This window comes from Colwellia sp. MB3u-41 (genome assembly GCF_014076845.1).
Classification (GTDB): domain Bacteria; phylum Pseudomonadota; class Gammaproteobacteria; order Enterobacterales; family Alteromonadaceae; genus Colwellia_A.
Window position 1 is genome coordinate 81,393 of record NZ_JACGUT010000010.1, and the last position, 25,350, is coordinate 106,742.

Sequence of the window (25,350 nt, forward strand, 5' to 3'; positions counted from 1 at the left end):
AGTTCTTGCTGAAATTATGAGATTTATAAGGCGATTTTACGACTTGGTTTCTAGGTGCAACCATATTTATACACTTAATTACTAATACCTTCGTTCTAAAACAAGACATTAATTATAAAGCCTGCTAGCATCAGGCCATTCTTTTTTCGTATAGTTAATAAACTGTACAAAATATGCCCTACAAATAATTATAATTAAGGACATTTATGAGCGCATCTAGAGAGCATTTTAGCTCTAAACTCGGATTTATTTTAGCCGCAGCAGGTTCTGCTGTTGGCATTGGTAACTTAGTCGGCTTTCCTGTGAATGCTGCTAAAAATGGGGGTGGTGCATTTTTAATTATGTACGCATTATTCGTATTTTTAATTTGTTTACCGGTAATGATTGCCGAAATGGCCGTTGGCCGTAAAACACAAAAAGAACCTGTTGGTGCCTATAAAGCACTCAGTGGTGGTAGTAGAGGTTGGGGAATAGCCGGGATCTTTGGTGTGCTTACGCCATTTATGATTGCTGTTTTCTATATGGTGTTAACCGTATGGCTTTTCGGTTATCTCGCGTTAACATTATCGGGTCAATTAGATTATTTAGCCAGCGGTAAGGGCTTTAGTGAATTCATTAATAGTTCCTATTTATTTGTGGCTATGGTTGCTGTTGCTGCCATTATAAATTTCATTTTAGTTGCCGGGGTAAAAGAGGGCATAGAAAAAGCAGCAAAAATACTGATGCCAGCATTATTCGTTATGCTGTTAATCATGGTGGTTTATGTACTAAGCCTTGATAACGCTATGGCTGGTGTGAAATTTTTTATTATTCCTGATTTTGATAAAATCACCCCTACCGTGATTAACGGCGCCTTGTCGCAAGCGTTCTTTTCGCTATCGTTAGGTATGGGTATATTAATTACTTACGGTTCATATATTAATAATAAAACTGATATTGTTAATTCTGCAAAATTAGTGGCTTTAACTGATACTGCGGTTGCTTTTACTGCAGGCTTAATGATTTTACCTGCGGTATTTTCATTCAACCCTAATGTTAATCCAGCGGAGTTAAGTGATAGTTCTGTATCATTAATTTTTACTTTTTTACCTAAAATATTTTTAGCACTACAAACCTCTATTGGCTACTTTGGTGCAAGTGCCGTCGCTGCATTTTTCTTCCTTTTAGTGTTTTTTGCTGCTATTACCTCATTAGTTTCAATTATTGAAGTACCGGTTTCTTATTTAGTCACAGAAAAAAAGCATAGTCGTAAAAAAGCCTTATCAATTTTAATGATTTTAGGTGGTGTATTAACTGTATTTGCTATGGTTTCATTTGGTATGGTGTCGTTCTTTACTGAATTTACAACGTATGCTGGCGGTTCACGTTCATTCTTTGATGTGGTTTATGATATTTTCTACGATACAATTTTACCGTTAAATGGCTTTCTTTTATGTATGTTTGTAAGTTATCGCTGGAAAAAACATAACCTTTCAGACGAACTAGCTATTGGCAACGATAACTATAAAGGTTCTTGGGTCGAGAAGTATGTTAACTTCTCGTTAGGTACTTTTATACCCTTCATTGTCTTATGTATTTTCTTAAATACTGTTGCGCAAAAATTCTTTGCCTACAACATTTTTGCTTCGTAGTATGATGATGTAATGTAAAGGAACAAACGATTTAACCAAAAGCCGCATAATTTGTTATTATGCGGCTTTATTTTATCTTTTAAACAATATAGTTATGACACTAAACCTTCAAGATCACCTTAAAACTTCGCTACAGTCTATTGAAAAACTCAGTAGTTTAACTGATTGCCAACGATTATTTCATGGTAGAGGTCATACTTATCCTGAGTTATCTCACGTCAATGTTGACTGGTTTTCGCCTGTTGTGCTCATTACACTTTACCAAGAGGTTGATGAAGCTTGGTTGAATGAACAAGTGACGGTGATAAAGCAGTTGATCCCATACTGCCAATCGATTCAAGTACAATACCGTAGCCGAAAGTTTGCTCCTAGCGAAGTATTATGGGGAGAAGATATCACGGAATTAAATGCGCAAGAACATGGCCTTAAATATCATATTAGCTTAGGTAAAGCACAAAATTCTGGGCTTTTTCTTGATATGGGCAATGGCCGAGATTGGGTGAAAAATCATAGTGAAGGGAGGAACGTTTTAAATCTATTTGCTTATACTTGTGCCTTTTCTATTGCCGCTATTGCAGGGGGTGCTCGGCAAGTTGTTAATATTGATATGAGTAAAAGCTCTTTATCTAAAGGGCGTGAAAATCATAAACTTAATAAACAAGATGCGAGCAAGGTAAAATATGAAGGTGTTGATATTTTTAAATCGTACAATCGATTGAAAAAAAATGGCCCTTACGATTTATTGATTTGTGATCCTCCTTCATTTCAAAAGGGCAGTGTAAATATTGAGCGAGATTACAAGAAAATCATTAAACGCTTACCTGAGTTAATGGCAAATAATAGTGATGTAGTGCTCTGTTTAAATTCTCCTGACTTAAGTGAGGATTTTTTATTAGCTGAAGTTTCTAGAGAATGCCCTCAGTGCCAATTTCAGCATCGAATTGATAACCCAAAGGTATTCGTTGAAGCTGAAGCAGGTAAGGGCTTGAAGGTGCTTTATTTTCGCTACGTGGAAATATGCTAAATAAGTTGTATTTAGTTAATCACTATACGAGCAGCAAGTAGTATTAAAAAGCTGCCCGTTACTTTGTCAACAATATGGCTGTTCTCACGTAATTTATTAATGATATTACCGCGTGATAGTGTAAACGTTACTAAGCAATACCATAAAGCATCAATGCTTCCTACTGTCGCGGTCATTATCATTTTTTGCTCACTGCTCGCGTCTTCCCCTAAAAACTGACTAAATAAGGCGAGAAAGAAAATAGCGAGTTTTGGGTTTAAAAAAGCGATTAAAAAGCCATCACGCCAGCCGTTTACTTGCGCTTTTTTCACTGGGTCATTTTGAGAAAATACGGTATTAACTTTTTTGCTTAATAATGATTTTACCCCTAAATACAGTAAAAAAGCCGCGCCTGCATATTGAATAATACTGAATATCAAAGGAGATTTAACGATAATCACCGCTATACCTGTTGCCGTAATGGCTGCATAAATCGCAACACCTAAACCATGGCTAATAGCCGTGGCATAACCTTGTGATGTTCCTCCAGACAACGTATTTTTGATGACTAATGCCAAGCTTGGTCCGGGAGATAAAGCGCCCATCATACAAATGACGACAAAAGATAACCATAAGTGAAATTCCATTAATTATTATTCTCTTTTTATAGGGACCGATAGTCAGTTTATGCATTTTACTGAATGAGTGTTAGCTCACGAATGCGTAAGAAGCTCGCAAATTTTGGCACACCTCGCGCGGTTTTACCAATGTATTTGTAAGTGACCGTACTACCAATAGCGGGTGGTTTTTCGCGTTGCTTATCAGTAAAACCACTACCAATCTTAAAGGTAAGACCGGAAGGCATCTTTACTTTTAACGAGCCCATTTTATTTTTGTATTTACCCTTACCCTTAATATGCGCAATAACGATAGCTTCAGCATCATCATGTTGTTTTAGTTTCATTAAATCATGACTTCTACCAACGTTGTAGTAGGCTGCTTGATGATGCAGCATTAACCCTTCCCCGCCTATATTGACGATATTTACTAGTTGTTGATGCAATAAGGCGATTGAATTTATTTTTTCTTGTTCTATTGTCTGCCAATAAGGGCTGGTCGATGATGCTATTAAATGATTCATCTGAGTAATACGCTGACTAAAAGTACCCGCATGTTTGGGTAAGTCAAAAACCATAAAGCGTATTTTCTGCCAACAGCTCATTTTATTTTGTGGTGTAGGCTGGTGTTTTCTGACACAGCTACTGATTTTTTCAAACTCACCACGGTTGCTCCATAGTTCACCATCAAGGTATATCTTGGGCCAACCTAGGGTAAACCACTCTGGTGCATGAATGAGGTTGCCTCCACGAGTGAATAAATTTTTACCATTCCAGTAACCACGAATACCATCGAGCTTTTCGCTAACAAAGTATTCATTAATACTGATAGGATTTTTCCTGTCAGCTTTATAGGGTGTTGCGAGTTGAATTTTGGGTAAGTCTTTTGCATAGCACTGGGCCAAGAGCATGTAGCAAGCTAATAAATATAAAAACTTTACTGTAAACGCGTGCAACATTGAACGTCCTTGCTCATTTTAGATAAAACTGAGTATAGAACGTATTTGCTGACTTGCTAATGTAATGTTAATTTTGTGTACTAATATATTAAGTGTTCTAGTAGGGACTCAAGGAGGAACTGTGAAGAGTGCTTATTTTCAAATTTTGCTTGTTGGCATCATGTTAACTTTTTCTTATGAAAGTTACGCGGGGAAAAAAGAATGTCAATCTTATGCAGATAAATTACGTAATGTTCAGTCACAACAAAGGCAAGGCCAAGGCTTAAAACGCAGTAAAAACTTAAATAAGCAAGAGAAAGTGGCGCGGAAAAAATGGTGGCAGTGCGAACGAGGTCTGTTAAAAAAGGTAAAAGGTAACCATAAAAAAAAGCAAAGAAATATTGCAGTAAATATCCATCAGCCGTTATCAGCCACTTTATCAAGAGATATTAAAAAGGGCAGTAGTAAACCCTTTCAAACGTCAGCTCCCGTTGTAATAAAATCTCGTTATCAAGGTAAACAACTGCAAGCATGGCTACAATATTATCAACAGCCGAAAAAGTGTTTACGGCCTAAGACTACTCGTCAGTTTGCTTATTGCGTAGAAAACAGAAGAACACAGCAGTTAGCGTTTGAGAAAGGTGAGAGGACTATTATTGTTGAGTAACATCATTTTATTGAGATTTTATTTCAGATACTGCGCTTTTTTATCGTTGTAATGGCTAACAAGTGTATCAATAGTTGCTTGTTCATAATCTCTTAAGCCACTGAGTAGCATGTGTTTTTTACCATGACCGATAACTTCACCATTAGCCACTAAATCAAAAGGTAGTGTCGCTTTACCGCGTTTACCATCAATAAGTAAACTGGGCGTCGTTAATTGCAATTGTACGTCAACAAAATTAAGCTTATCTAAATGAATAAACATGTTCTCGTACATCACCATTGGCCGTGTCGGATTGATCATTACACTGTTTTCAAACATTAATTTTACTAAAATATGTGGAAATGTATGGCCTGAAAACTCAACGTAGGCGCGGATCAATGCATTGATCGATTGGCTATTCGTTGTACATTCACCCGAGGCTTCTATTTTCATGTACTCTTTAGCATTGTCATCGGTAACACAGGCTGATTCGACAATTTTTTCTGGAAAATCTAGCTTAAGACCATCAGTAACCATGCCCGAAAAAGTAAAGCCCATGTTTTGTGATAAACCTGATTTTTCTAATACCACTGAAAAAAGTAAGTCACCGGGTACACAAAAACGTTTTGCATCAACATCATGTAGCGGATTGAAATCGTCAGCAATTTTTTTAGCAAAGTCACTACCTTGTTGACGAGAGAAACTTATTTGACTGCCTGTTACGCTACAGTAACTTTCTAGAAACATAATACCTACATCTATTGTTTGAAAACCGCCGTATATTAGCAGTTACCCACAGATAAGTGGAAATTAATTGAAAAAACAGAAACTAAGCAGACCAGTATCGTCAAGGGACTTTTGTTAAAATATTGGGGTCAAAACTATGCACTAGGTTTTCTTTTTCTACCTTGGTAAACTTCTTTAATTGATATTCACGTTTGCAGGCTAGTTGTCGATTTTCTTGAGCTTCAGCGTAAACTAATTTTACTGGTCGACGCGCGCGCGTGTATTTAGCTCCCGTTTTATTACAGGTATTGTGTTCAAAGAGCCGACGAATAAGGTTTGTAGTAACACCTGCGTACAAACTATTGTCAGCACAACGTAAATAATAAACAAACCAGGTTGGCTTGGGAGAGATTTTTTTTTCTGGCATAAGCTTATTATGGCAATTTTTATCATTGAAATCGATAAAAAGCTGGCTGTCATTTCCAGAGTTTTATACCATGCCCTCTAAATTCCCCATGAAAACTATCGAGACAATAAATGACCCATTACGATGCTGGTGCTTTGAGTAAAATGACTGCCCAATTAGATGAAAACGGACTTGTTCATTATCAATTACCTATCGGTGAACAGTTAATCGATATGAATGCGTTAATCGGGAAAAAAATAACCTTCGATTATCAAGGTAAAATAGCGTGTCGCCATTGTTCAAGGGTAACGAAAAAAAGCTATTCACAAGGTTTTTGTTATCCGTGTATGCAAAAACTTGCACAATGTGACATGTGCATTATGAAGCCAGAAACTTGTCACCATGCACAAGGTACTTGTCGTGAGCCTGAGTGGGGCGTAAAAAATTGCATGGTAAATCATTATGTTTATTTAGCGAACACTTCGGGAATTAAAGTGGGTATTACTCGCCATACACAAATACCTACACGCTGGATTGATCAAGGCGCTACACAAGCTTTACCATTATTTAGAGTGAGTACGCGCTTACAATCGGGGCTTGTTGAAATAGCTCTCGCCAAATTTATTGCTGATAAAACAAATTGGCGAGCTATGCTAAAAGGAATGGGTAAAACCGTTGATTTAAAAGAAAAAGCGCAGGAACTATTACCAGAGATCGCCGCGGAATTAGAAGACATTAAATTACGTTTTGGCGCTGATGCTGTTGAGTTACTTGATGAGCCTGTAGTTAATTTACGTTTTCCAGTAGAGCAATATTTGGAAAAAATAGCGTCATTTAACTTTGATAAAACAGCACAAGTTTCAGGGCTACTGCAAGGAATTAAAGGGCAATATTTGATCTTTGATAAGGGTGTTATTAATATACGAAAATTTGGATCTTACCAAGTGGCACTAACGGTTGAAGAGTAATATCGATTATAATAATAAAAAGTCACTAATTACCGATTTAGTGACTATACTTTTTTTTACTCTTGACCATTCACTAATTTACTGTATTTTAAATAGAAAGTGAGTCGTTAATCGATTAAAAATAGTAACATACTCACTTAATTGGGTATGCAATTACCCTATACATTTTTAGGATCTCCTTCATGAATGCTCCAGAATACGCCGAGAAGGCAAGTGAAATATTTGTTTTATCAGATTCTTTTATTCGTATTAAAGAATTAATTGATAATGAATCGTCAACTATTGATGATATTGCTGATGTCATTTTACTAGATCCTGCTTTATCGGGCACTATTTTAAAGCTCTCTAATAGCTCATTTTTCAATTATCCCGGTCAAATCGATACTATTTCGAAAGCTGTTTTAATTATTGGCATTACTGAAGTTTATAATCTAGTTATCGCTTATTTTAGCACCAAAGCCTGTAGAAAAATCAAAACAGACCCTGAATACTTAAACGATTTTTGGGAGCGTAGTGTTGATTGTGCATTAACGGTGAAATTCTTAGGCGCTAAATTAAGTGTTCCAAATGCCGAGAGACTCTTTATTTTGGGTTTGCTACACAATTTAGGTGAGTTGGTTATGCATCAATTTATGCCTGAAAAAGTAGAGACCTGTAAACAGGTAAATTCAGACGAATTACCATGGACGAAACAGCTACAATTTTTTGGTTTTTCTTATGCTGACGTTACGGCTGAGTTATTAAAGCAATGGCAGTTACCTTACAGTTTGATTGAGCCTATACGCGATCAAGATGGTGAAGACTTTGAACACAGTACCGACGAAACCAAATTACTCTATATTGCTAAGCGTGTGATGACGCTCAACCATGAATGCAAAAGTCATGATCCGTCAGTGGTGATTACAGATGAAAAACTAGATTCACTGGCTGTTCAAAAAGAACTATTACGTGATGCGAGTGATTTCTGTGACATGGAACGTTTAAGTATTTTGGCTGTTCTTAATCCAAGTGCTTTTATGCTTTATTAATACCTCATTGTTATTGCATCCATAGTGTAATAACAATGAACAATCGTTAAATAAATTCTTTAACTAAAATTAAAAGCATTCTTTCCCTTTGCTGAACACACAACAACTTACTCTACACATTTTCTGATGGCTCCCTTTCTTTCATTGATTTAATCATTTATCTCCACAATAGATCTTTACGCCTTTTTTAATGATTTAATTTTTCATCCACCTGTTTGTGCTATGAATATAACGTTCGTTATGATCACTGCCACTTAATCTGAGAATCTCAGGCAAGTGACAGTCGTATATTTCAATAGTTTGCAGATTGTTTGAATTTGTTGACTGCCAATTAAGTTGAGAATTGTTCACACTACTGCCTTATAGTTTGAGATTTATTACATTATGAGATCGCATACATTACACAAACAAAAGTATGCTAAGAAGAATAAGCAATATCTAGTTATTTTTGTTGTGGTTATTACTACCATAGGAGCGCATTAGGGGGATAAGTTTATATAAATTTAGTATTTAAGAAGTAAATTCTTGCCAGGTTATACAGATTATATGAACCTAGCTAAAGGTTTTATACTTTATTTTGATAGCCAACTAATCCACTATTGCAGACGCTTTACTACCTCTTTACTATTTTTTTAGTAAAGAGGTAGTAATAGGTCATACAGAAGCATTGCACCTTAGAGACCATGAGTACGTGCAAAAAATGAACGTACTCAGAGTCACTATGACTTTACTTAATCTAACCGTCGCAAAACCACCATTGCTATCAGTCAATTTTGAATTATTAACGATCACTCTGTGCGCATTGCTGACTTTAGAGATAAGTTTTTTGCGATATATTTTCTAATGAATTACTTTATAAATTATTGGTTATACAATCTAACTGTAAAAATACGCTAATATGACAATCTCCCCCGTTTAAATAACTATAATTTACAAGGAACGTTATGAACAAAGGTCTAATTCAACTTTCTCTAATAGCCGTTTTTATTCTAGCTGGCCAATGTTTTGCAAGCTCTTCATTAAGCTTTGATAAGCTTTTAAGGAGCCATGTTGATGAAAAAGGACCGGGAGTGTCTGTCATCGTGACCAAAGGTGGGGAAACTATATATATTGGTTCTTACGGCATGGCTAATATTGAGTCTGGAAGGGTACTAAAGACAAGCAGTGAATTCAAACTTGCATCAATAACAAAACAATTTACGAGCACGGCTATATTGATGCTGCAAGAGCAGGGTAAATTATCCATAAAAGATGATATTCGCAAATATTTTCCAAACTTCCCACCGCAACAAAATGAAATAAGAATCGAACACCTAATGAGTCATACTTCAGGATTTTACAGAAACCCGAAAAAAATAGCTGTACATAGAAAGACATCAACAACCTTAGAAAAATTAATGGTTTTATTGCTGAAGGAAAAAATTAAATTTCAGCCTGGTGAAAAGATGAGTTATTCAAATACAGGCTATCTGTTGCTTGGTAAAATTATTGAAATTGTTAGCGGGCAAACTTATGGTCAATTTATAGAAAGTAACATATTTAATAAATTAGGTATGAGTAACAGCTATTATGGCGGGCTGGATTCAAATTCAAAAGGCGTGATAGGTTATTATCGAACACGTAAAGGTGTTATTAAAAAAGCAAATCCAGTAGATGTATCATGGGCTTTTTCTGCTGGAGGTTTAGTTTCAACAGTTGACGACTTGGCCACTTGGTATCGCAGCCTGAGCCAAGGAAAACTCATTTCAGCAGAAAGTTATAAGGTGATGATTACAGGGTTTAAACTTAATGATGGAAGTTCATCTCGTTATGGCTTCGGGTTAAACAATATTAAAATCCACGAACGTAAAGCAATTATTCATCAAGGGGGAACTCCTGGTTTTAGAACTAGTTCAGTGTATTTCCCTGAAGAGGATATTTATATTGCAGTATTGAGTAATGACAGCTCCTCAAAACCTTTCAATTTGACTCTATTATTATCGGCTGAAATGTTTGCTATTAATCACCCTGGCTATAGCCGCTTTGATATTGAACAAACTCAACTTAATAAATTGTTGGGACGTTATAAAGTAGATAACGACTCAATACGTACATTGTTCGTTGAAGAAGGAGTTATATACACTAAAAGAGATGATTCATTACCTTATGAAGTAATCCCAATGTCTCTAAACAGCTTTTTCTACAAAGGTACATTAGCCTACTTTGTTATTGATGAAGATGATACGGGAAAGCTTACATTGAGCTATTACCCAAGACTATCATCTACTCCTCAAAAAGCAGTGAAGCTATAATTTGTAGGAATTTAACTTGGAAAAACTAAATACTCTATGAATATGACTTTTCAAGTTTGTCAAATTACCGTTGGTTTTATTTTTTGCAGAGGTTAACTTACAGTTTAAATGCTGATTATTTCGATATTATCCATACGAAAACTAATCCTAACCTCAGTTTTAACTCAATTATCTAATGTCTCTAATGTGGCATTAGTGAATATTGTCCCCACTCAATCCATTTAATATCCAACAATATCACTAGTGAAGTATGTACCTATGTATTCATGGATGTTTTGAGTTGAAGTACTCTTGACAAAATTTCGAATTAAATTGGAAACCACATATGATCCTACTTACAAATAAGTATCTACAGTTACTTATTTGTAGTCTCTATATACAGATTTATATAGGGTTTTAGCTTCTGCTTGCTCTTTGAACCTCAACAAAATTCTCAGGTTGCCGTGAATTCTCAACTTAAGTGGCGGTGATCATTACCTCATGCACCAATTACAGTCATTCGCAATATGTTATGCACCACAGAAGTGCTTAATAACAGTTTTTATTTTAACTTTTATTTTAACATACTGAATTTTATTGTTTTTAGTGCTTGGCATAACATTTGTATTGTTATGTACAAATCACAAATAAGGCTAAACAAAATGAAGATGGTTAACGCAATAATAAAACCTTTCAAACTGGACGATGTCAGAGAAGCTATTTCTGAAATTGGTGTCGAAGGATTAACCGTAAGTGAAGTAAAAGGCTTTGGACGACAAAAAGGTCATACCGAATTGTATCGTGGTGCAGAGTATCAAGTTGATTTTTTACCAAAAGTGAAGCTTGAAATTGCAGTGAACGACGACGTTGTTGAACGCTTAGTGAAAGCAATTACAGAATCTGCTCATACGGGTAAAATAGGCGATGGTAAAATATTTGTTTATGACTTACAGCAAGCTGTACGTATTCGTACTGGTGAGCAAGATGTTGAAGCTATTTAAGGGGTAAATCATGGAACAAAACATTTTTCAGTTACAGTATGCAATGGACACTTTCTATTTCTTAGTCTGTGGTGCCCTCGTTATGTGGATGGCAGCAGGTTTCTCTATGTTAGAGGCGGGTTTAGTTCGAGCGAAAAATACCACAGAAATTTTGACTAAGAACGTTGCGCTTTATGCAATTGCTTGCATGATGTATTTAGCGTGTGGTTATGAAATTATGTACGGTGGTGGGTTCTTCTTGTCGGGCATCGAAACGGTTGATGCTGATGCAGTATTAAAAGAATTTGCTGGTCGTGAAGATGGTTTTAATGGCGGCGCTATTTATTCAAAAGCGTCTGACTTTTTCTTTCAAGTTGTTTTTGTAGCGACGGCCATGTCGATTGTTTCAGGTGCCGTTGCTGAGCGTATGAAATTGTGGGCATTCCTTGCTTTCACCGTTGCTCTAACAGCAGTAATCTACCCACTTGAAGGTAGCTGGACTTGGGGCGGTAATGCTGTATTTGGTTTATACACTTTAGGTGACTTAGGTTTCTCTGATTTCGCAGGCTCAGGTATTGTGCATATGGCCGGCGCATCAGCAGCACTCGCTGGCGTATTATTACTCGGTGCACGTAAAGGTAAATATGGTCCTGACGGTCGTGTAAATGCTATTCCTGGAGCTAACTTGCCAATGGCCACATTAGGTACGTTTATTTTATGGATGGGCTGGTTTGGTTTTAACGGTGGTTCAGTATTAAAACTTGCAGATATTAACAGTTCACATTCTGTTGCTATGGTTTTCTTAAACACCAATGCTGCAGCCGCAGGTGGTGCAATAGCTGCATTGATTTTTGCTAAAATCTTATTTAAGAAAGCAGATTTAACCATGACATTAAATGGTGCGTTAGCGGGCTTAGTTGCGATTACGGCAGAACCTTCAACGCCTACTGCGCTACAATCTACACTCTTTGGCATGATCGCTGGTGTATTGGTGGTGCTATCGGTTATTGGATTAGATAAGTTGAAAATAGATGATCCAGTAGGTGCTATCTCAGTTCATGGTGTTGTTGGTTTCTTTGGTTTACTACTTGTTCCTCTTACAAACCCAGCCTCAACCTTTAGCGGACAATTAATCGGCGCAGCAACAATATTTGTCTGGGTATTTAGTGCAAGTTTTGTTGTCTGGTATGTGCTTAAAAAGGTCATGGGTATTCGTGTGACTGAAGAAGAAGAATATGAAGGCGTTGATAAAACAGATTGTGGTATGGAAGCTTATCCAGAGTTTACTTAATACTTATCAGTCTTTAGTTTATTAGATGAATAAAGATAAAAAAACAGCCTACGGGCTGTTTTTTATGTTCAGGATGAACGGTATGTCGTGTTGCCACGGATGGCAAAGAGCGACGATGTTCAGGATGAACGGTATGTCGTGTTGCCATGCAAGCAATGGTGCGCTCACATGAAGGTCACAGAACAACTGAGTTTGTGCTTATTTTAATAAATCAAAAGATATACTGTCAATTTTAGAAAACTGTGTAAAATTAAGAAATTAACTCACGTTTTATTTTGGAAGCTTTGATGGCAAGAGAACAATTTGGTATTTGCGCGGAACCTAGTTTGCACGGCTATTATCTATTGTTTAATGTTTTAGATGATAAAAATGCTCATGTGCGTCTAGCCCTTTCTCGATTACCTGCCTTATTTGATCATTACGCTGATCGTTTTTCAGAATCAAACCTTGCAGGTGTTATTGCTATTGGCGCTAACTACTGGGATGAACTTTATCCTCAAGCAAGACCCAAAAATCTTAAGCCTTTTTCAGCGATTGAATGTGATGACCGCGCAGCGCCTGCTGATAGTTATGATCTCTATATTGAAATAAGAAGCGATCGTGCTGATGTCAATCACATTGTCAGTACAAAAGTGTGCGCTTTATTAGCAAATAGTGTTGAACTTGTTGAGCAGGTACGCGCCTTTAGGTTTCTCGATGGTCGTGATTTAACTGGCTTTGTCGATGGCACTGAGAACCCACAAGGCTCACACCGCCGTATAGTGGCGTTGGTTGCTAATGAAGATGATGCTGAATTTGCCGCGGGCAGTTATTTACATATTCAACGCTATCGCCATAATTTAAATCTATGGAACAGTTTAAAAGTTAAAGACCAAGAAGATATTTTTGGGCGTACAAAATTAGAAAATGAAGAGTATACGAGTGAAAACAAACCACCCACATCGCATACTAAACGTGTAAACCTAAAAGATGCAGACGGTAATGCTATTGAGATAGTACGCCAAAGCATGCCATACGGTGATATGAAGTTGCAGGGCTTATTTTTCGTTGCATATTGCCGATCGCCAGAACCTTTTGAGATGATGCTTAAAGCAATGATCAAAACAGATGCACATGGTCATTTTGACCATTTACTGAAATATACCCAGGCAGAAACAGGGGCGTCTTTCTTTGCCCCAAGTTTGAATTTTTTAGCTAAACTAGCTCAGTCATGAAAAAATACAGTTGATGGCGTGTCATTCTGAAATTATCTTCATTGATAGGTTATGCAGAAATTTTAGAATGACAATAACATATACGTTTGCTTCAACTCTTTTGGTGCTTGCTTAATTTAAGTTTCTAGAAAAGAGTAACTCTAACTTAGCAATGGTTTCTTCTATTTGGCCAACATGGGTTGGGGCTATAAAAATAGTATCATCTCCGGCAATCGTTCCTAGTACTCCGTCACTCTTACTTAAGCTGTCGAGTAATCGGGCAATGAGCTGTGCCGCTCCTGGGCTTGTTCTAACAATGATCATCACTTCATTGTATTCAATATCTATAACTAACTGGCGTAAAGGGCTTTTTGCTGTTGGAACGCCTAATTCAGCGGGTAAACAATACACCATTTCTTGGCGAGCATTACGGGTGCGAACAGCACCATATTTACTGAGCATACGCGAAACTTTTGATTGGCTAATATTATCAAAGCCTTGTTTTTTCAAAGCCTCAACGATATCGCCCTGAGAGCCAAACTGCTCTTGCTTTAATAAATCTTTAAAAGCTTGTGTTAATGCTTCTTGTTTTTGTGAAACTGTCATAATTTAACGGTACTCTTTATTATTTTTCTACTACACTTTTTTTAATCTTAAATTCTTAATGATGAGGAAGTAAGACCTAAGTATTATTTCATTAAAAGTATTATACGGTATCCTAATGCCATATATCGTTTAATATTAATTGTTTTTTAGTGGCCGATGCTATATCTTTTGGGCACGAAAATTTACGTATTTACTCAAATATTCTTTAACTACCGGAGACATCAAATGAAAGTTGCTGTTTTAGGCGCTGCTGGCGGAATCGGCCAAGCGTTATCATTATTATTAAAAACTCAATTACCAGCTGGTTCTGAGCTATCTTTATATGACGTTGCACCCGTTGTTCCAGGTGTTGCTGTCGATTTATCACACATCCCTACAGCGGTTAAAGTTGAAGGTTTTGGTGCTGACGCATTAGGCGATGCATTAACAGGTGCTGATATTGTCTTAATTCCGGCTGGCATGCCTCGTAAACCAGGTATGGATCGTGCTGATTTATTCGCAGTAAACGCGGGCATTATTAAAACGTTAGCAGAAGGCATTGTTGCTAACTGTCCTAAAGCGTTGGTTGGTATCATTACTAACCCAGTAAACGGCACGGTTCCTATTGTTGCTGAAGTATTCAAAAAAGCAGGTACTTATGACGCTGCTCGTGTATTTGGTATTACTACACTAGACGTTATTCGCAGTGAAGCTTTTGTTGCTGAATTAAAAGGCTTAAACGTAGCTGAAGTTAAAGTGCCCGTTATCGGTGGCCATTCAGGTACAACAATTTTACCGCTTCTTTCACAAGTTGAAGGTGTTACTTTCACTGATGAAGAAGTTGCTGCTTTAACGCCACGCATTCAAAATGCAGGTACGGAAGTTGTTAATGCTAAAGCGGGTGGCGGTAGCGCTACTTTATCAATGGGCGCAGCAGCCGCTCGTTTTTGTATGTCTTTGGTTAAAGGCTTACAAGGCAAAGACGTGGTTGATTACGCTTACGTTGAAGGCGCAGGCGAAGATGCACAATTTTTCGCACAACCAGTACGTTTAGGTGTAAATGGCGTGAGCGAAATTTTATCTTACGGCAAACTAAGTGCTTTTGAAGAAAAAGCGAAAGTAGATATGTTAGACACATTAAAAGCTGACATTACTGAAGGCATTAACTTCATCAAAGGTTAATTTTGATGCACGTTAGCATTGATATTAATAGGTAAATTTATATTTATTGTTTGATATTCTCTGCAAAAAAAACCGCTACTCTGGAAAGAATAGCGGTTTTTTTATGCGTTAAAATAATGAATGAAAATAGCGTGATAAAGAATTAGTTTGTCAGAGTGAATAGATAATCGTTTAGCTTGGTTGCTTTTTCAAACCACTTTGGCTTAACTGCGTTCCTATCAATGAAAGTAAGCAATAAGCGGTAAAGAAATAAAACCCATGCCCTACAGAAGATAACGTTTCACTGCTGATCATTAAGTTAAGTTTAAAACCCATGATGCTGAGTGTTTGTTGGTTTGCCGTTTCTGCATGATTAGTGGATAACACCGCTAGAAATATTGCGACTACAAAAACATCTGCCATCGACCACTTACCAATAGTTCCTACAAAATTGATGATCTTTCTTTCTATCTGCGTATTTCTTTTAAAATAAGACCAAGTCACTAAGCACGCTTTGAGTAGCGGAATACAAATAGAGAAAATAAAAATTAACGCCGCCACCAATAAACGATCGTGTTGCCATAATTCTTGAATAGTTGTTAATAGTGAAAGTTCTTTGTTTATCAGTTCAGAGGTAAGTGCGGGTCCACTAATACTCGCGCTAACATCCATCTGTAAAAAGAACATCGGCAGAAATATGCCTGGAATAAATAACAATATAGCGATGACGTTAAAAAGAAAGCCAAAATGAGTTTTCATCATTACACCGTTCTATTCGCAGCAATATGAGCAAGACTAATTAACGCTTGCTTGTGTTCTGATTCAGGTAATATGTGTAAGGCACTAATGGCTTTGTCAGCTTCTAACTCTGCCTTCTTTTGTGTGTACACTAAAGAGCCTGTTTGCTCCATTGCGGCGAGTATCTCGTCTAAGTGCTCCATACCATTACAATGTTCTATAGCATCTCTTATTAGCTGCTTCTGCTGTGTATTACCGTGTTGCATTGCATAAAGTAATGGCAAAGTAGGTTTACCTTCAGCTAAATCGTCACCAATATTTTTACCCATCGCTTTTGCATCAGCGGTGTAATCCATAATGTCGTCGACTAATTGAAAAGCAGTCCCTAAATATTTTCCATATTCCTGCATGGCTTTTTCAGTTGTTTCATCTTGCCCTGCAATAACGGCAGCTAAACGCGTGGCGGCTTCAAATAGCTTGGCCGTTTTACAGTAAATAACTTCAAAATAACTTTCTTCTGTTGTGTCTGGGTCGTTACAATTCATTAACTGCAGCACTTCACCCTCTGCAACAATATTGGTGGCATCAGATAATATATCCATTATTCTCATGTTGCCCAATTGGGTCATCATCTGAAAAGAACGGGTGTAAAGAAAGTCACCAACAAGTACGCTCGCACTATTACCAAACAAGGCATTTGCGGTTTCACGACCACGGCGCATATTCGACTCATCTACAACATCATCATGTAATAATGTTGCGGTATGAATAAATTCAATAATGGCGGCGATAGAAATATGTTCTTCACCTTGATAACCAAATGCACGTGCAGATAGCACCGTTAGCATTGGCCGCATTCTTTTGCCACCCGCATTAACAATATAAACACCGAGTTGATTAATTAACGCAACATCAGAGTTTATTTGCGAATAAATTATATCATTTACCGCAGTCATATCTTTTTGAGCGAGGGCTTGTATATTTTTGATATCCATAGAAAGCTACAGCTACCTTTGTTGTTGTATTGAGGACATTTTATGAAGCATGAGTTTACACGAAATTATTGAGCAATAAAGGGCTGTAGCGGATTAGTTTAACGATAAGCAAATTAATTGGAAATAGATGCGAATTAGACTTGCCTGAATAAAAATCTTCGCGTAGAATTCGCGCCCTATATTTTAATATTTAGCGTCTAAATAAAATGACGCTGTACGGAGTAGGTATGTACGCTGTATTCCAAAGTGGCGGTAAACAACATCGCGTAACTGAAGGACAAACAGTTCGCCTTGAAAAGCTTGAGCTTGAAATTGGTGCAACAGTAGAATTCGATAACGTTTTAATGATCGCTAACGGCGAAGAAGTTAATGTAGGCGCGCCTTACATTGCCGGTGGTAAAGTAGTAGCTGAGATTGTAAATCAAGGCCGTGCTGATAAAGTTAAGATTGTTAAATTTAAACGTCGTAAGCATTCACGTAAAGAAGCGGGCCATCGTCAATGGTTCACTGAAGTGAAAATTACTGGCATTAACGGCTAATTAGGAGCGATTCAAGATGGCACATAAGAAAGCTGCAGGTAGTACACGAAATGGTCGCGATTCAGAAGCTAAACGCCTTGGTGTTAAGCGTTTTGGTGGCGAAGCTGTATTAGCTGGAAACATTATTGTTCGTCAACGTGGTACTAAATTCCACGCTGGAACAAACATGGGTATTGGTAAAGACCACACATTATTTGCTTTAACAGATGGTAAAGTACAATTTGATGTTAAAGGTCCTAAAAACCGTAAGTTTGTAAGTATTGTTGCTTAGTAACGCTACTCAATCTTAATAAAGACCCTGCTTTAAGCAGGGTTTTTTTTTGATACTTAATTAGATAAGTATCTTATATCAATTGCACTAATTAACTGTTCATTTTTAAATGACTTAAATAGACAATAACGTCGTTGCTTTGCATCGCAATGGCCAGCTCTTGTTCAATCAAGCACCTTGTTCTTGAAAATTTATTCTCATTGAATTTTGTCATTTTAATTAATCCAAATGGTATTCATTTTGTATAAAAAATAACTTTGTTTTCGTAAGTGCGAAAAATAACTTATAATAAGGCAATAGTTTAATCTTGGAGTGTTTCAAAGCACCATGAAATTCGTTGATGAAGTTGAAATTAGAGTTGAGGCCGGTGACGGCGGCAACGGTTGTGTAAGTTTTCGAAAAGAAAAGTACATTGAATACGGCGGACCTAATGGTGGTGACGGCGGTGACGGCGGTGACGTTTATTTAATGGCGGATGAAAGCCTGAATACCTTAATTGATTATCGCTTTGAGCGTTTTCATCGTGCTAAGCGCGGTCAAAACGGTCAAAGTCGTGATTGTACGGGTAAAGGTTCAGACGATTTAATCTTGAAAGTACCTGTTGGAACACGTGCTGCTGATGTTGACACCGGTGAACAATTAGGTGATTTGACCCATCATGAGCAAAAAATGCTTGTTGCTAAAGGCGGCTGGCACGGTTTGGGGAATACGCGTTTCAAAAGTAGTACTAACCGCGCCCCTCGTCAAAAAACTGATGGTACGCCAGGCGAAATTCGTAGCTTGAAGCTTGAACTTCTACTCTTAGCTGATGTGGGCTTATTAGGTTTACCTAATGCGGGTAAATCTACTTTGATACGCAGTGTATCAGCGGCTCGACCAAAAGTAGCAGATTACCCATTTACTACATTAGTGCCTAACTTAGGTGTCGTTCGTTTAGACACCCAGCGTAGCTTTGTTATTGCTGATATTCCGGGGTTGATTGAAGGTGCAGCAGAAGGCGCAGGCCTAGGCACACAGTTTCTTAAGCATTTAGAACGTTGTCGAATTTTATTACACATTATTGATGTGATGCCTGCTGATGGTTCTGATCCACTTGAAAACGCTAAAACTATTATCAGTGAATTAGAACGACATTCATCTAAGCTTTTTGCTAAGCCACGCTGGTTAGTCTTTAACAAGCTTGATTTAATGTTAGAAGATGAAGCGAAAGAGTTAACGGATAGTATTATCGCTGGTTTAGGTTGGCAGGGTGAAGTACGTAGTATTTCTGCAATCAATAGATCTGGCACCGGTGACTTAACACAAGGTGTGATGACCTTTATTGAAGGTCTACCTCCAGAAGTCGAAGAGACGCCTGAAGATAAAACGGTTGAATTTAAGTGGGATACTTACCACGAAGATGCTGTTGCAGAGGCTGGAGACATGCTTGATGATGAAGACTGGGATGAAGACGAATACGACGTAGAAGTTGAATATCGTAAATAGATTATTAACCTAGCATTTCAGTTTTTAAGAGAGCTCAAGTATCACTTACTTGAGCTTTTTTTATATGGCAATTTTTATATCCCAAATTAATGGTCATGACTGTTCTTAGGCATTGATGCTTGCTGCTCGTCATTTATCAGGCAGATGTAAATCCCCTTAATAGATTGAAGCAACCTAACCCTAGCGTCGGTGGTAAAGTGTCACAATAACGTTTAAAGTGCCATCCAATTACTTAACTCATTAACAATAATAGTTTGTTATTTTATTAATAAAATAGTGAATTATTAAAATTATAGCGAAAATTTTAATGACAATACTTTCTCTGATCGTCGCACATGCCAATAAGCGTATTATTGGCAAAGATAATGACATGCCTTGGCATTTGCCTGCTGATTTAGCTTACTTCAAAAAAACGACACTTGGTAAGCCTATTATAATGGGACGCAAAACCTATGAATCTATTGGCCGACCATTACCCGGTAGACAAAACATTGTTATCTCACGCGATGTAAACTACCAAGCTGTCGGCGTAGACTGTGCGACTTCTGTTGAGCAAGCGCTTATTTTGGCAGGAGATGTTGAAGAAGTTATGGTGATTGGTGGTGGGGCCATTTATAGACATTGTTTACCCTTTGCTCACCGTCTTTACGTTACCCATATTAAAGCCAACATCGAAGGGGACACCGAGTTTCCTGAATATGATACTGATAATGATTGGCAATTAACACAAAGTACTAAATGTAGTGCCGACGAAAAGAATCATTTTGATCTCGATTTTTGTATCTATCAGCGAAAGTAGCCTTTTAAAAGCAAAAAAACGCATAGGCAAATATGCGTTTTTTCATTTAGCTTCTAGTAAACTACAGCGGCTATTCTCTGCCAATAATCACAAGCATTAACGGTTATTTATTTTTTGTAATTAACTCATATGCACCTTGAATATCTTGCGCTTTTTGTTTGGCTATTTCCATCATTTCAGGAGGAAGCCCTTTAGCAACCATTTTATCTGGATGATGCTGTGACATTAATTTTCGGTAAGCTTTCTTAATATCTTTTTCTGGGGTGTCTGATGTAACGCCTAATACTTTATAGGCATTGTCTAATTGAGACTGCGAGCTTTTACCTGATTGCCCCTGGTGAAACTGTGCGCCAGCTATGATCATTTCTAATAGTTGGTCGAGTTCTTTACTTGAAAATCCTAAATGTTGCGCAATGGTATGCAAAGCTTGACGTTCGTCACTGTCTAATGTGCCGTCAGCGAAAGCTACTTGAATTTGAATCTCTAAAAAAAGTAACAATAAATCATGACGATTCCCACAAACCTGTTTAAATTTAGCTAAACGATCGTTCAGTGGAAAACCAGCCATTTTCCCTTCTCGAAAGGCATCTTGCGCTTGTTGTCTCAATTCTCCTTGCAGTGATAACTTGTCCATATAGGCATTTGCAAATTCAATTTCATGTTTAGACACTAAGCCATTAGCTTTTGCCATATAACCCATGACTGAAAAAGAGGTATAAAAAAAGGTGGTTTGACGTTCGCTTTCTGACTCTTTTGAACCAGATGAATGACCGAAATTCAGTGCTCTACCTTTATCAAAGTTATGGCCAATAAACATACCTATTAATGCACCCAGTAGGTTTTTACTCAGCATAAAGCCAAATATAAAGCCTAAAAGTTTTCCCCATATTCTCATTATCAATATTACCTGTATTATTTATTTAGATTAGCTAAACGCTCTGGTGTGCCAACATCGGTCCATGCACAAGTTAATATGCTGGCTGAAACTTTACCTTGCTCAACGGCTCTTTTAAGCATTGGCCCCAATTTTGACACTTGTCGAGTATTTTCACGTTTAAAAAAATCAGGATGAAAAAGACTGATACCACTAAAGGTATAAGTCTGCAATGTCGTTAGCTCCAACGCTGACTGATTTTGAATGTTTTTTAGTTGATGGTGATCAAAGATAAAATCACCCTTTTTATTATGCTCTGGATTGTTAACTAAGCAGATATGAGCTAAACAGTCGTTAGCCAATATCGGCATGTCAGCAAAGTTAAAATCAGTAAATACATCACCATTAATGAGCATAAAAGGTTTATTGCCTTGATTTTTAGTTAATAAAGGTAATGCCTGAATGATGCCGCCGGCAGTTTCAAGCGCACCATCATTTTCAGGGCTGTAGCTTATATTAACACCGAATTGTTTACCATCCCCCAAATAGGTAGAAATCATCTCTCCTAACCAAGCGCAGTTAATCACAATATCGGTAATACCGCTCTGGGCAAGTTTATTAATGTGGTGTTCAATTAAGGGAATGCCAGCTACTTTAAGCAAGGGTTTTGGGCAATAATCGGTTAATGGCCGCATACGCTCACCCCGACCAGCGGCTAAAATCATCGCTTTCATGTTAACGCTTTCTCCTTAATTTTGTTCATTGCTGGCAGCACTTTATTTAATAAAAACTGATGTAAAAAGGCTAATTCAGGGTATTGCTGGCTTATCTCTACGATGTAGTTAAGTGTAAGAGGGATATCAGCTAAATAACTGCTTTTGTTATCACGGTGATGTAAGCGTGCAAATATGCCACTGGCCTTAATATGACGTTGTAACCCGGTTAAATCAAACCAGCGCTGCCATTGTTCGCGACTAATGTCAGTTAATGCATACTGTTTAGTTATCATTTCAATATAGTTGGTTAATAACAGTGCAACAGACTTGTTAGGCCATTTTAGGTAACAGTCACGTAACAGTGAAACGATGTCGTAAGTAATAGGGCCAATAACCGCGTCTTGAAAGTCAATAATGCCTAATGCATTATTTTTTAACACCATAATATTTCGACTATGGTAATCACGGTGAATAAGAGCTTGTGGCTGACTTAGTATGTTTTCTGTAAGAATAGCAAAACAGTGCGCTAACTCTTTTTCTTCATTATTAGTTAATGCTAATGATAAGTGCTCTGCTAATAACCATTGTGAAAAAATATTGAGCTCAAGTTCAACAAATTCTTGGTTATAATGTGTTAATTCTTTGGTGTTGTGAGGTAACGCTGATTGAATCTTTGGTAAAATATCAATAGCTTTTTGATAGAACATTGCCATATTTTCAGTCGTTAAAACATCAGCTAAAAGTGTTTCGCCAAAATCAGTTAAACAAAAAAAACCGAGCGACAGGTCAACCGCAATAATTTCGGGCACTAAAACACTTTTGTTACTAAGGCTTTTTTGCATAAACGAAAAAGCAGCGTTGTTAGATTTTTCTGCGGGTGCATCAACAGCGATAAATGAACGACCACGAACAATAAAACGGTAATAACAGCGAAAGCCAGCATCGCCAGACAAGGGGGTTAAGTGAATGTTTTCGTTTGAAAATTGTTGATTTAACCATTGGTGTAGCGCTTGAACTCTAGAGCTTGGCAAGTTTTGTATTCCTCATGTAAATTATTCTCATGGTGTCCATTAATGGCAGCAAAAATATGTAATGTCCATTAGGAGTACCAATATACCGAATTAGCACACTAAAGAAAATTGCTATATTATCTAAGTGTTTGAGTATAAAATGTTGCTCGATTTTCTTTTTATTGCTTTAATCATTCACCCATCGGACTTTTAATGTCATTTCCGCGTTATTTAATTTTAATAATTGCTTGTTTATCAATAGCTAAATATAGCTTTGCTGAACAAGTTACACATATTCTCGATGATATGGCTCAATGCCCTATACCTATTTACCCGCAGTTAACTGAGCCTCAATCTATTGAAAATAGTAAAGCAATTACTATTTTGGCTGAAAAAACGGGTATTAATAAAAATAAAGTGGCCAAATTTACGGGTAATGTCATGCTGTTAAATAATCAGCAGACAGTTCTAGCCAATGAGGTTGAGCTAAACCGAGAAAACTCAACAATTAATGCGACAGGCGATATTCATTTTCAAAATAAAGGTATTGATATTTTTGCGGATCAATTGAATATTAGTGAAACTCTAAGCGCAACGACCTTACACAATACTCAATACCAGCTTACTGGAGCAGCAGGTCACGGAGGTGCTGGAGTTATTGCCGTTTCTAAAGAAGGTACGCTGTCATTAATTGATTCTTCTTTTACGACTTGTTATGGCGCTTCACCTGATTGGCAAATGAATGCTAGTGAAATTAATATTTCTAAAAATGAAAATTATTTAGAAGCCTATCATGCAAGATTTTCAGTGTTTAATGTGCCGGTCTTATACCTTCCTTATTTTACCATTCCTATTGGTGATGAAAGACAGTCTGGCTTTTTATATCCTGAAATTGGTAGCTCAGGTAAATCAGGTTTCACCACGTCAATTCCCTATTACTGGAATATAGCGCCTAATATCGATGCAACCATTACTCCTAAGTATATGTTAAAACGGGGTAATCAGTTGATTACCGAATTTCGTTACTTGTACGATGAGCAACAAGGACAATTTGATCTCGAGTACTTAGATCAAGACAATAAACAAGAACAAAGTAGCGATGCACGTTATTTAGTGCGTATGCAGCATGTAGGTACTTTTTCAGAAAGGTTTCGTGCTTATATTGATTACACGGCAATTAGTGATGATAACTACTTAGCTGACATTGGTAGTAAGCATTATAATGACAATGATGCTTACTTGTACCAAACGGGTGAGTTAGCTTATTTCGCTGATAGTTGGCAAGCAAAAGTCAAATTACAAGATTTTGAGGTGTTAGGGGATAATCAAACAAATTATAAAGCGCTTGCTCAACTTGAACTAAACAGCCATCAAGAAATTGATTTATTAGATGGGCTGTTTGATGTCTATTCAGAAATGACAAATTTTGATACCGCAGATGAAACGCTACCGACAGCAAAGCGTTACCATGTAGAAGCGGGCTTTACTTTCCCGATGGTTACACCCGCATGGTTTTTAAATTCAGAATTTAAATTATTACAAACGCATTATGAACAAGACAATATTCCTGTAGACAGTAAGCTTGAAGAAAGTGTCAGCAGAACCTTACCCAAAGTGCGCTTTCATGGTGGGGTTAACTTTGACCGACAAACACGCTTTTGGGGGAGGGGTTTTACACAGACTTTAGAGCCTCAGTTACAATATTTATACATCCCAGAAAAAGACCAAAGTAACATAGGAGTTTACGATACGACACCGTTACAAGATGATTATAATGGGTTGTTTAGAGATAAACGCTTTAGTGGTTTAGATAGAATAGCGCAAGCTAATCAATATTCCTGGGGGGTGACCAGTCGTTTATTAGATAGTACAAACCAAGAGCAATTTCGTTTGAGCTTAGGACGAATTGTTTATCTAAATGACAGTAATTTTACGTTAGATGAAAATCAAGGTATTGTCGCTGATACCTCTGCGCTAGCAGCAGAAGTATACGCACGTATAAATAGAAAGTGGCAGTTCAGCAGTGACATTCAATATAATACCGAAGATGATGTCACCAATAAGAGCCAAACCAGCATTGATTATCTTTTTGGTAAAAATCAAACAATACAATTGAACCATCGATATACTCGTGATGTCTCAGGTATGACATTAGAACAATTGTCTTTAGCGGGGAACGTCAGAATAAATAAAAACTGGCAAGTTATTACGAGAATAACTCAAGATTTACAGCAAAATCGCAGCATAGAAACTTATGCAGGTTTACAGTACCAAAGTTGCTGTTGGTCACTTAGCTTTGCTTATCATCGCTATATCACTGCGAACTTTGATGAGACGTCCGGTAATAATGAAAATCGCGATGAATTCAACAATGGTTTTATGATAAGATTTAGCATGAGAACAAAAGACATTACAGATATGTTCAACTCAAGTATATTTGGCTACAAACGCCCTTACTTTCTCAATAATTAAATATAAGA

At 37.2% G+C, this 25,350-nt stretch carries 26 protein-coding genes; 15 read left to right on the top strand and 11 right to left on the bottom strand.

Annotation, left to right across the window (positions count from 1 at the left end; genetic code table 11):
* Positions 1 to 206: 206 nt before the first annotated feature.
* Both H4J73_RS00685 and H4J73_RS00690 read left to right on the top strand, forming a co-directional pair.
* The gene (locus H4J73_RS00685) at positions 207 to 1,631 is read left to right on the top strand and encodes a sodium-dependent transporter (RefSeq protein WP_182179070.1); all 1,425 of its coding nucleotides are present in this window, start codon (positions 207 to 209) and stop codon (positions 1,629 to 1,631) included.
* Positions 1,632 to 1,725: 94 nt separating this feature from the next.
* Entirely contained in the window at positions 1,726 to 2,655 is a 930-nt protein-coding gene (locus tag H4J73_RS00690; protein ID WP_182179072.1) for a class I SAM-dependent methyltransferase, read from the top strand.
* A gap of 11 nt (positions 2,656 to 2,666) precedes the next feature.
* Here the strand turns inward: H4J73_RS00690 and H4J73_RS00695 are convergent, their stop codons facing one another.
* A complete protein-coding gene (locus tag H4J73_RS00695; protein WP_182179074.1) occupies positions 2,667 to 3,281 on the bottom strand; it encodes a LysE family translocator in 615 nt (204 codons plus the stop codon).
* Positions 3,282 to 3,328: 47 nt separating this feature from the next.
* A complete protein-coding gene (locus H4J73_RS00700; protein ID WP_182179076.1) occupies positions 3,329 to 4,210 on the bottom strand; it encodes a DNA ligase in 882 nt (293 codons plus the stop codon).
* Between the two features lie 121 nt (positions 4,211 to 4,331).
* Here H4J73_RS00700 and H4J73_RS00705 point away from each other — a divergent pair, with 121 nt between their 5' ends.
* Positions 4,332 to 4,856, top strand: coding sequence for a hypothetical protein (locus tag H4J73_RS00705; RefSeq protein WP_182179078.1), 525 nt, complete (start codon positions 4,332 to 4,334; stop codon positions 4,854 to 4,856).
* 18 nt (positions 4,857 to 4,874) lie between these two features.
* Here H4J73_RS00705 and H4J73_RS00710 read toward each other — a convergent pair whose 3' ends face one another.
* Positions 4,875 to 5,582: a DUF3581 family protein gene (locus tag H4J73_RS00710; protein WP_182179080.1), complete on the bottom strand. Its 708-nt coding sequence runs from the start codon at positions 5,580 to 5,582 to the stop codon at positions 4,875 to 4,877.
* Positions 5,583 to 5,682: 100 nt separating this feature from the next.
* Complete coding sequence (locus tag H4J73_RS00715; RefSeq protein WP_182223837.1) at positions 5,683 to 5,988, bottom strand: GIY-YIG nuclease family protein; 306 nt, start codon at positions 5,986 to 5,988, stop codon at positions 5,683 to 5,685.
* A 110-nt stretch (positions 5,989 to 6,098) separates the two neighbouring features.
* On the opposite strand from H4J73_RS00715, the gene H4J73_RS00720 reads away from it, so the two are divergent.
* The 6 genes from H4J73_RS00720 to H4J73_RS00745 all read left to right on the top strand — a co-directional run bounded on the left by H4J73_RS00720 (position 6,099) and on the right by H4J73_RS00745 (position 13,718).
* On the top strand, positions 6,099 to 6,935 hold the full coding sequence (locus tag H4J73_RS00720) for a DUF2797 domain-containing protein (protein ID WP_182179084.1): 837 nt from the start codon (positions 6,099 to 6,101) through the stop codon (positions 6,933 to 6,935).
* A 182-nt stretch (positions 6,936 to 7,117) separates the two neighbouring features.
* A complete protein-coding gene (locus H4J73_RS00725; RefSeq protein WP_182179085.1) occupies positions 7,118 to 7,963 on the top strand; it encodes an HDOD domain-containing protein in 846 nt (281 codons plus the stop codon).
* A 944-nt stretch (positions 7,964 to 8,907) separates the two neighbouring features.
* Positions 8,908 to 10,254: a serine hydrolase gene (locus H4J73_RS00730; protein ID WP_182179087.1), complete on the top strand. Its 1,347-nt coding sequence runs from the start codon at positions 8,908 to 8,910 to the stop codon at positions 10,252 to 10,254.
* A 641-nt stretch (positions 10,255 to 10,895) separates the two neighbouring features.
* Positions 10,896 to 11,234 (top strand): P-II family nitrogen regulator, encoded by a 339-nt coding sequence (locus H4J73_RS00735; RefSeq protein WP_070375731.1) that lies wholly within the window; start codon positions 10,896 to 10,898, stop codon positions 11,232 to 11,234.
* A 10-nt stretch (positions 11,235 to 11,244) separates the two neighbouring features.
* Positions 11,245 to 12,504 carry an ammonium transporter gene (locus H4J73_RS00740; protein ID WP_182179089.1) on the top strand — a complete coding sequence of 420 codons (1,260 nt, stop codon included), beginning with the start codon at positions 11,245 to 11,247 and terminating at the stop codon, positions 12,502 to 12,504.
* 287 nt (positions 12,505 to 12,791) lie between these two features.
* Positions 12,792 to 13,718 (top strand): Dyp-type peroxidase, encoded by a 927-nt coding sequence (locus H4J73_RS00745; RefSeq protein ID WP_182179091.1) that lies wholly within the window; start codon positions 12,792 to 12,794, stop codon positions 13,716 to 13,718.
* Between the two features lie 111 nt (positions 13,719 to 13,829).
* On the opposite strand, the gene argR is transcribed toward H4J73_RS00745, so the two are convergent.
* On the bottom strand, positions 13,830 to 14,303 hold the full coding sequence (gene argR, locus H4J73_RS00750; protein ID WP_182179093.1) for a transcriptional regulator ArgR: 474 nt from the start codon (positions 14,301 to 14,303) through the stop codon (positions 13,830 to 13,832).
* 225 nt (positions 14,304 to 14,528) lie between these two features.
* Here argR and mdh point away from each other — a divergent pair, with 225 nt between their 5' ends.
* Positions 14,529 to 15,464, top strand: coding sequence for a malate dehydrogenase (mdh, locus tag H4J73_RS00755; protein ID WP_182179095.1), 936 nt, complete (start codon positions 14,529 to 14,531; stop codon positions 15,462 to 15,464).
* 171 nt (positions 15,465 to 15,635) lie between these two features.
* On the opposite strand, the gene H4J73_RS00760 is transcribed toward mdh, so the two are convergent.
* Together H4J73_RS00760 and ispB are read right to left on the bottom strand one after the other, a co-directional pair.
* Complete coding sequence (locus H4J73_RS00760) at positions 15,636 to 16,205, bottom strand: paraquat-inducible protein A (RefSeq protein ID WP_310649633.1); 570 nt, start codon at positions 16,203 to 16,205, stop codon at positions 15,636 to 15,638.
* Complete coding sequence (gene ispB / locus H4J73_RS00765; RefSeq protein WP_182179097.1) at positions 16,205 to 17,176, bottom strand: octaprenyl diphosphate synthase; 972 nt, start codon at positions 17,174 to 17,176, stop codon at positions 16,205 to 16,207. Before ispB ends, H4J73_RS00760 begins: the two co-directional genes overlap by 1 nt.
* A gap of 227 nt (positions 17,177 to 17,403) precedes the next feature.
* On the opposite strand from ispB, the gene rplU reads away from it, so the two are divergent.
* Positions 17,404 to 17,715 carry a 50S ribosomal protein L21 gene (gene rplU, locus H4J73_RS00770; protein WP_182179099.1) on the top strand — a complete coding sequence of 104 codons (312 nt, stop codon included), beginning with the start codon at positions 17,404 to 17,406 and terminating at the stop codon, positions 17,713 to 17,715.
* A gap of 16 nt (positions 17,716 to 17,731) precedes the next feature.
* Positions 17,732 to 17,986 (top strand): 50S ribosomal protein L27, encoded by a 255-nt coding sequence (gene rpmA / locus H4J73_RS00775; protein WP_070375738.1) that lies wholly within the window; start codon positions 17,732 to 17,734, stop codon positions 17,984 to 17,986.
* A 91-nt stretch (positions 17,987 to 18,077) separates the two neighbouring features.
* Here rpmA and H4J73_RS20270 read toward each other — a convergent pair whose 3' ends face one another.
* Entirely contained in the window at positions 18,078 to 18,200 is a 123-nt protein-coding gene (locus tag H4J73_RS20270; protein WP_259366539.1) for a hypothetical protein, read from the bottom strand.
* Between the two features lie 113 nt (positions 18,201 to 18,313).
* On the opposite strand from H4J73_RS20270, the gene cgtA reads away from it, so the two are divergent.
* Positions 18,314 to 19,471: an Obg family GTPase CgtA gene (gene cgtA / locus H4J73_RS00780; protein ID WP_182179106.1), complete on the top strand. Its 1,158-nt coding sequence runs from the start codon at positions 18,314 to 18,316 to the stop codon at positions 19,469 to 19,471.
* 307 nt (positions 19,472 to 19,778) lie between these two features.
* Positions 19,779 to 20,270, top strand: coding sequence for a type 3 dihydrofolate reductase (folA, locus tag H4J73_RS00785; RefSeq protein WP_182179108.1), 492 nt, complete (start codon positions 19,779 to 19,781; stop codon positions 20,268 to 20,270).
* Positions 20,271 to 20,373: 103 nt separating this feature from the next.
* Here folA and djlA read toward each other — a convergent pair whose 3' ends face one another.
* The 3 genes from djlA to H4J73_RS00800 are packed head-to-tail and all read right to left on the bottom strand — an operon-like array spanning position 20,374 to position 22,891.
* Entirely contained in the window at positions 20,374 to 21,165 is a 792-nt protein-coding gene (gene djlA, locus H4J73_RS00790) for a co-chaperone DjlA (RefSeq protein ID WP_182179110.1), read from the bottom strand.
* A gap of 17 nt (positions 21,166 to 21,182) precedes the next feature.
* Positions 21,183 to 21,878 (bottom strand): N-acetylmuramate alpha-1-phosphate uridylyltransferase MurU, encoded by a 696-nt coding sequence (murU, locus tag H4J73_RS00795; RefSeq protein WP_182179112.1) that lies wholly within the window; start codon positions 21,876 to 21,878, stop codon positions 21,183 to 21,185.
* Complete coding sequence (locus H4J73_RS00800) at positions 21,875 to 22,891, bottom strand: aminoglycoside phosphotransferase family protein (protein ID WP_182223835.1); 1,017 nt, start codon at positions 22,889 to 22,891, stop codon at positions 21,875 to 21,877. Before H4J73_RS00800 ends, murU begins: the two co-directional genes overlap by 4 nt.
* Positions 22,892 to 23,083: 192 nt before the next feature.
* Between H4J73_RS00800 and H4J73_RS00805 the strand changes: the two genes are divergently transcribed.
* Entirely contained in the window at positions 23,084 to 25,342 is a 2,259-nt protein-coding gene (locus H4J73_RS00805; protein WP_182179122.1) for an LPS-assembly protein LptD, read from the top strand.
* The last annotated feature ends 8 nt before the right edge of the window (positions 25,343 to 25,350 follow it).

Excerpts from the sequence above, each read along its gene's own strand:
- H4J73_RS00685 (WP_182179070.1), top strand. The coding sequence starts at position 207 with ATGAGCGCATCTAGAGAGCATTTTAGCTCTAAACTCGGATTTATTTTA.
- H4J73_RS00690 (WP_182179072.1), top strand. The coding sequence starts at position 1,726 with ATGACACTAAACCTTCAAGATCACCTTAAAACTTCGCTACAGTCTATT.
- H4J73_RS00695 (WP_182179074.1), bottom strand. The coding sequence starts at position 3,281 with ATGGAATTTCACTTATGGTTATCTTTTGTCGTCATTTGTATGATGGGC.
- H4J73_RS00700 (WP_182179076.1), bottom strand. The coding sequence starts at position 4,210 with ATGTTGCACGCGTTTACAGTAAAGTTTTTATATTTATTAGCTTGCTAC.
- H4J73_RS00710 (WP_182179080.1), bottom strand. The coding sequence starts at position 5,582 with ATGTTTCTAGAAAGTTACTGTAGCGTAACAGGCAGTCAAATAAGTTTC.
- H4J73_RS00715 (WP_182223837.1), bottom strand. The coding sequence starts at position 5,988 with ATGCCAGAAAAAAAAATCTCTCCCAAGCCAACCTGGTTTGTTTATTAT.
- H4J73_RS00720 (WP_182179084.1), top strand. The coding sequence starts at position 6,099 with ATGACCCATTACGATGCTGGTGCTTTGAGTAAAATGACTGCCCAATTA.
- H4J73_RS00725 (WP_182179085.1), top strand. The coding sequence starts at position 7,118 with ATGAATGCTCCAGAATACGCCGAGAAGGCAAGTGAAATATTTGTTTTA.
- H4J73_RS00730 (WP_182179087.1), top strand. The coding sequence starts at position 8,908 with ATGAACAAAGGTCTAATTCAACTTTCTCTAATAGCCGTTTTTATTCTA.
- H4J73_RS00735 (WP_070375731.1), top strand. The coding sequence starts at position 10,896 with ATGAAGATGGTTAACGCAATAATAAAACCTTTCAAACTGGACGATGTC.
- H4J73_RS00740 (WP_182179089.1), top strand. The coding sequence starts at position 11,245 with ATGGAACAAAACATTTTTCAGTTACAGTATGCAATGGACACTTTCTAT.
- H4J73_RS00745 (WP_182179091.1), top strand. The coding sequence starts at position 12,792 with ATGGCAAGAGAACAATTTGGTATTTGCGCGGAACCTAGTTTGCACGGC.
- argR (WP_182179093.1), bottom strand. The coding sequence starts at position 14,303 with ATGACAGTTTCACAAAAACAAGAAGCATTAACACAAGCTTTTAAAGAT.
- mdh (WP_182179095.1), top strand. The coding sequence starts at position 14,529 with ATGAAAGTTGCTGTTTTAGGCGCTGCTGGCGGAATCGGCCAAGCGTTA.
- H4J73_RS00760 (WP_310649633.1), bottom strand. The coding sequence starts at position 16,205 with ATGATGAAAACTCATTTTGGCTTTCTTTTTAACGTCATCGCTATATTG.
- ispB (WP_182179097.1), bottom strand. The coding sequence starts at position 17,176 with ATGGATATCAAAAATATACAAGCCCTCGCTCAAAAAGATATGACTGCG.
- rplU (WP_182179099.1), top strand. The coding sequence starts at position 17,404 with ATGTACGCTGTATTCCAAAGTGGCGGTAAACAACATCGCGTAACTGAA.
- rpmA (WP_070375738.1), top strand. The coding sequence starts at position 17,732 with ATGGCACATAAGAAAGCTGCAGGTAGTACACGAAATGGTCGCGATTCA.
- H4J73_RS20270 (WP_259366539.1), bottom strand. The coding sequence starts at position 18,200 with ATGACAAAATTCAATGAGAATAAATTTTCAAGAACAAGGTGCTTGATT.
- cgtA (WP_182179106.1), top strand. The coding sequence starts at position 18,314 with ATGAAATTCGTTGATGAAGTTGAAATTAGAGTTGAGGCCGGTGACGGC.
- folA (WP_182179108.1), top strand. The coding sequence starts at position 19,779 with ATGACAATACTTTCTCTGATCGTCGCACATGCCAATAAGCGTATTATT.
- djlA (WP_182179110.1), bottom strand. The coding sequence starts at position 21,165 with ATGAGAATATGGGGAAAACTTTTAGGCTTTATATTTGGCTTTATGCTG.
- murU (WP_182179112.1), bottom strand. The coding sequence starts at position 21,878 with ATGAAAGCGATGATTTTAGCCGCTGGTCGGGGTGAGCGTATGCGGCCA.
- H4J73_RS00805 (WP_182179122.1), top strand. The coding sequence starts at position 23,084 with ATGTCATTTCCGCGTTATTTAATTTTAATAATTGCTTGTTTATCAATA.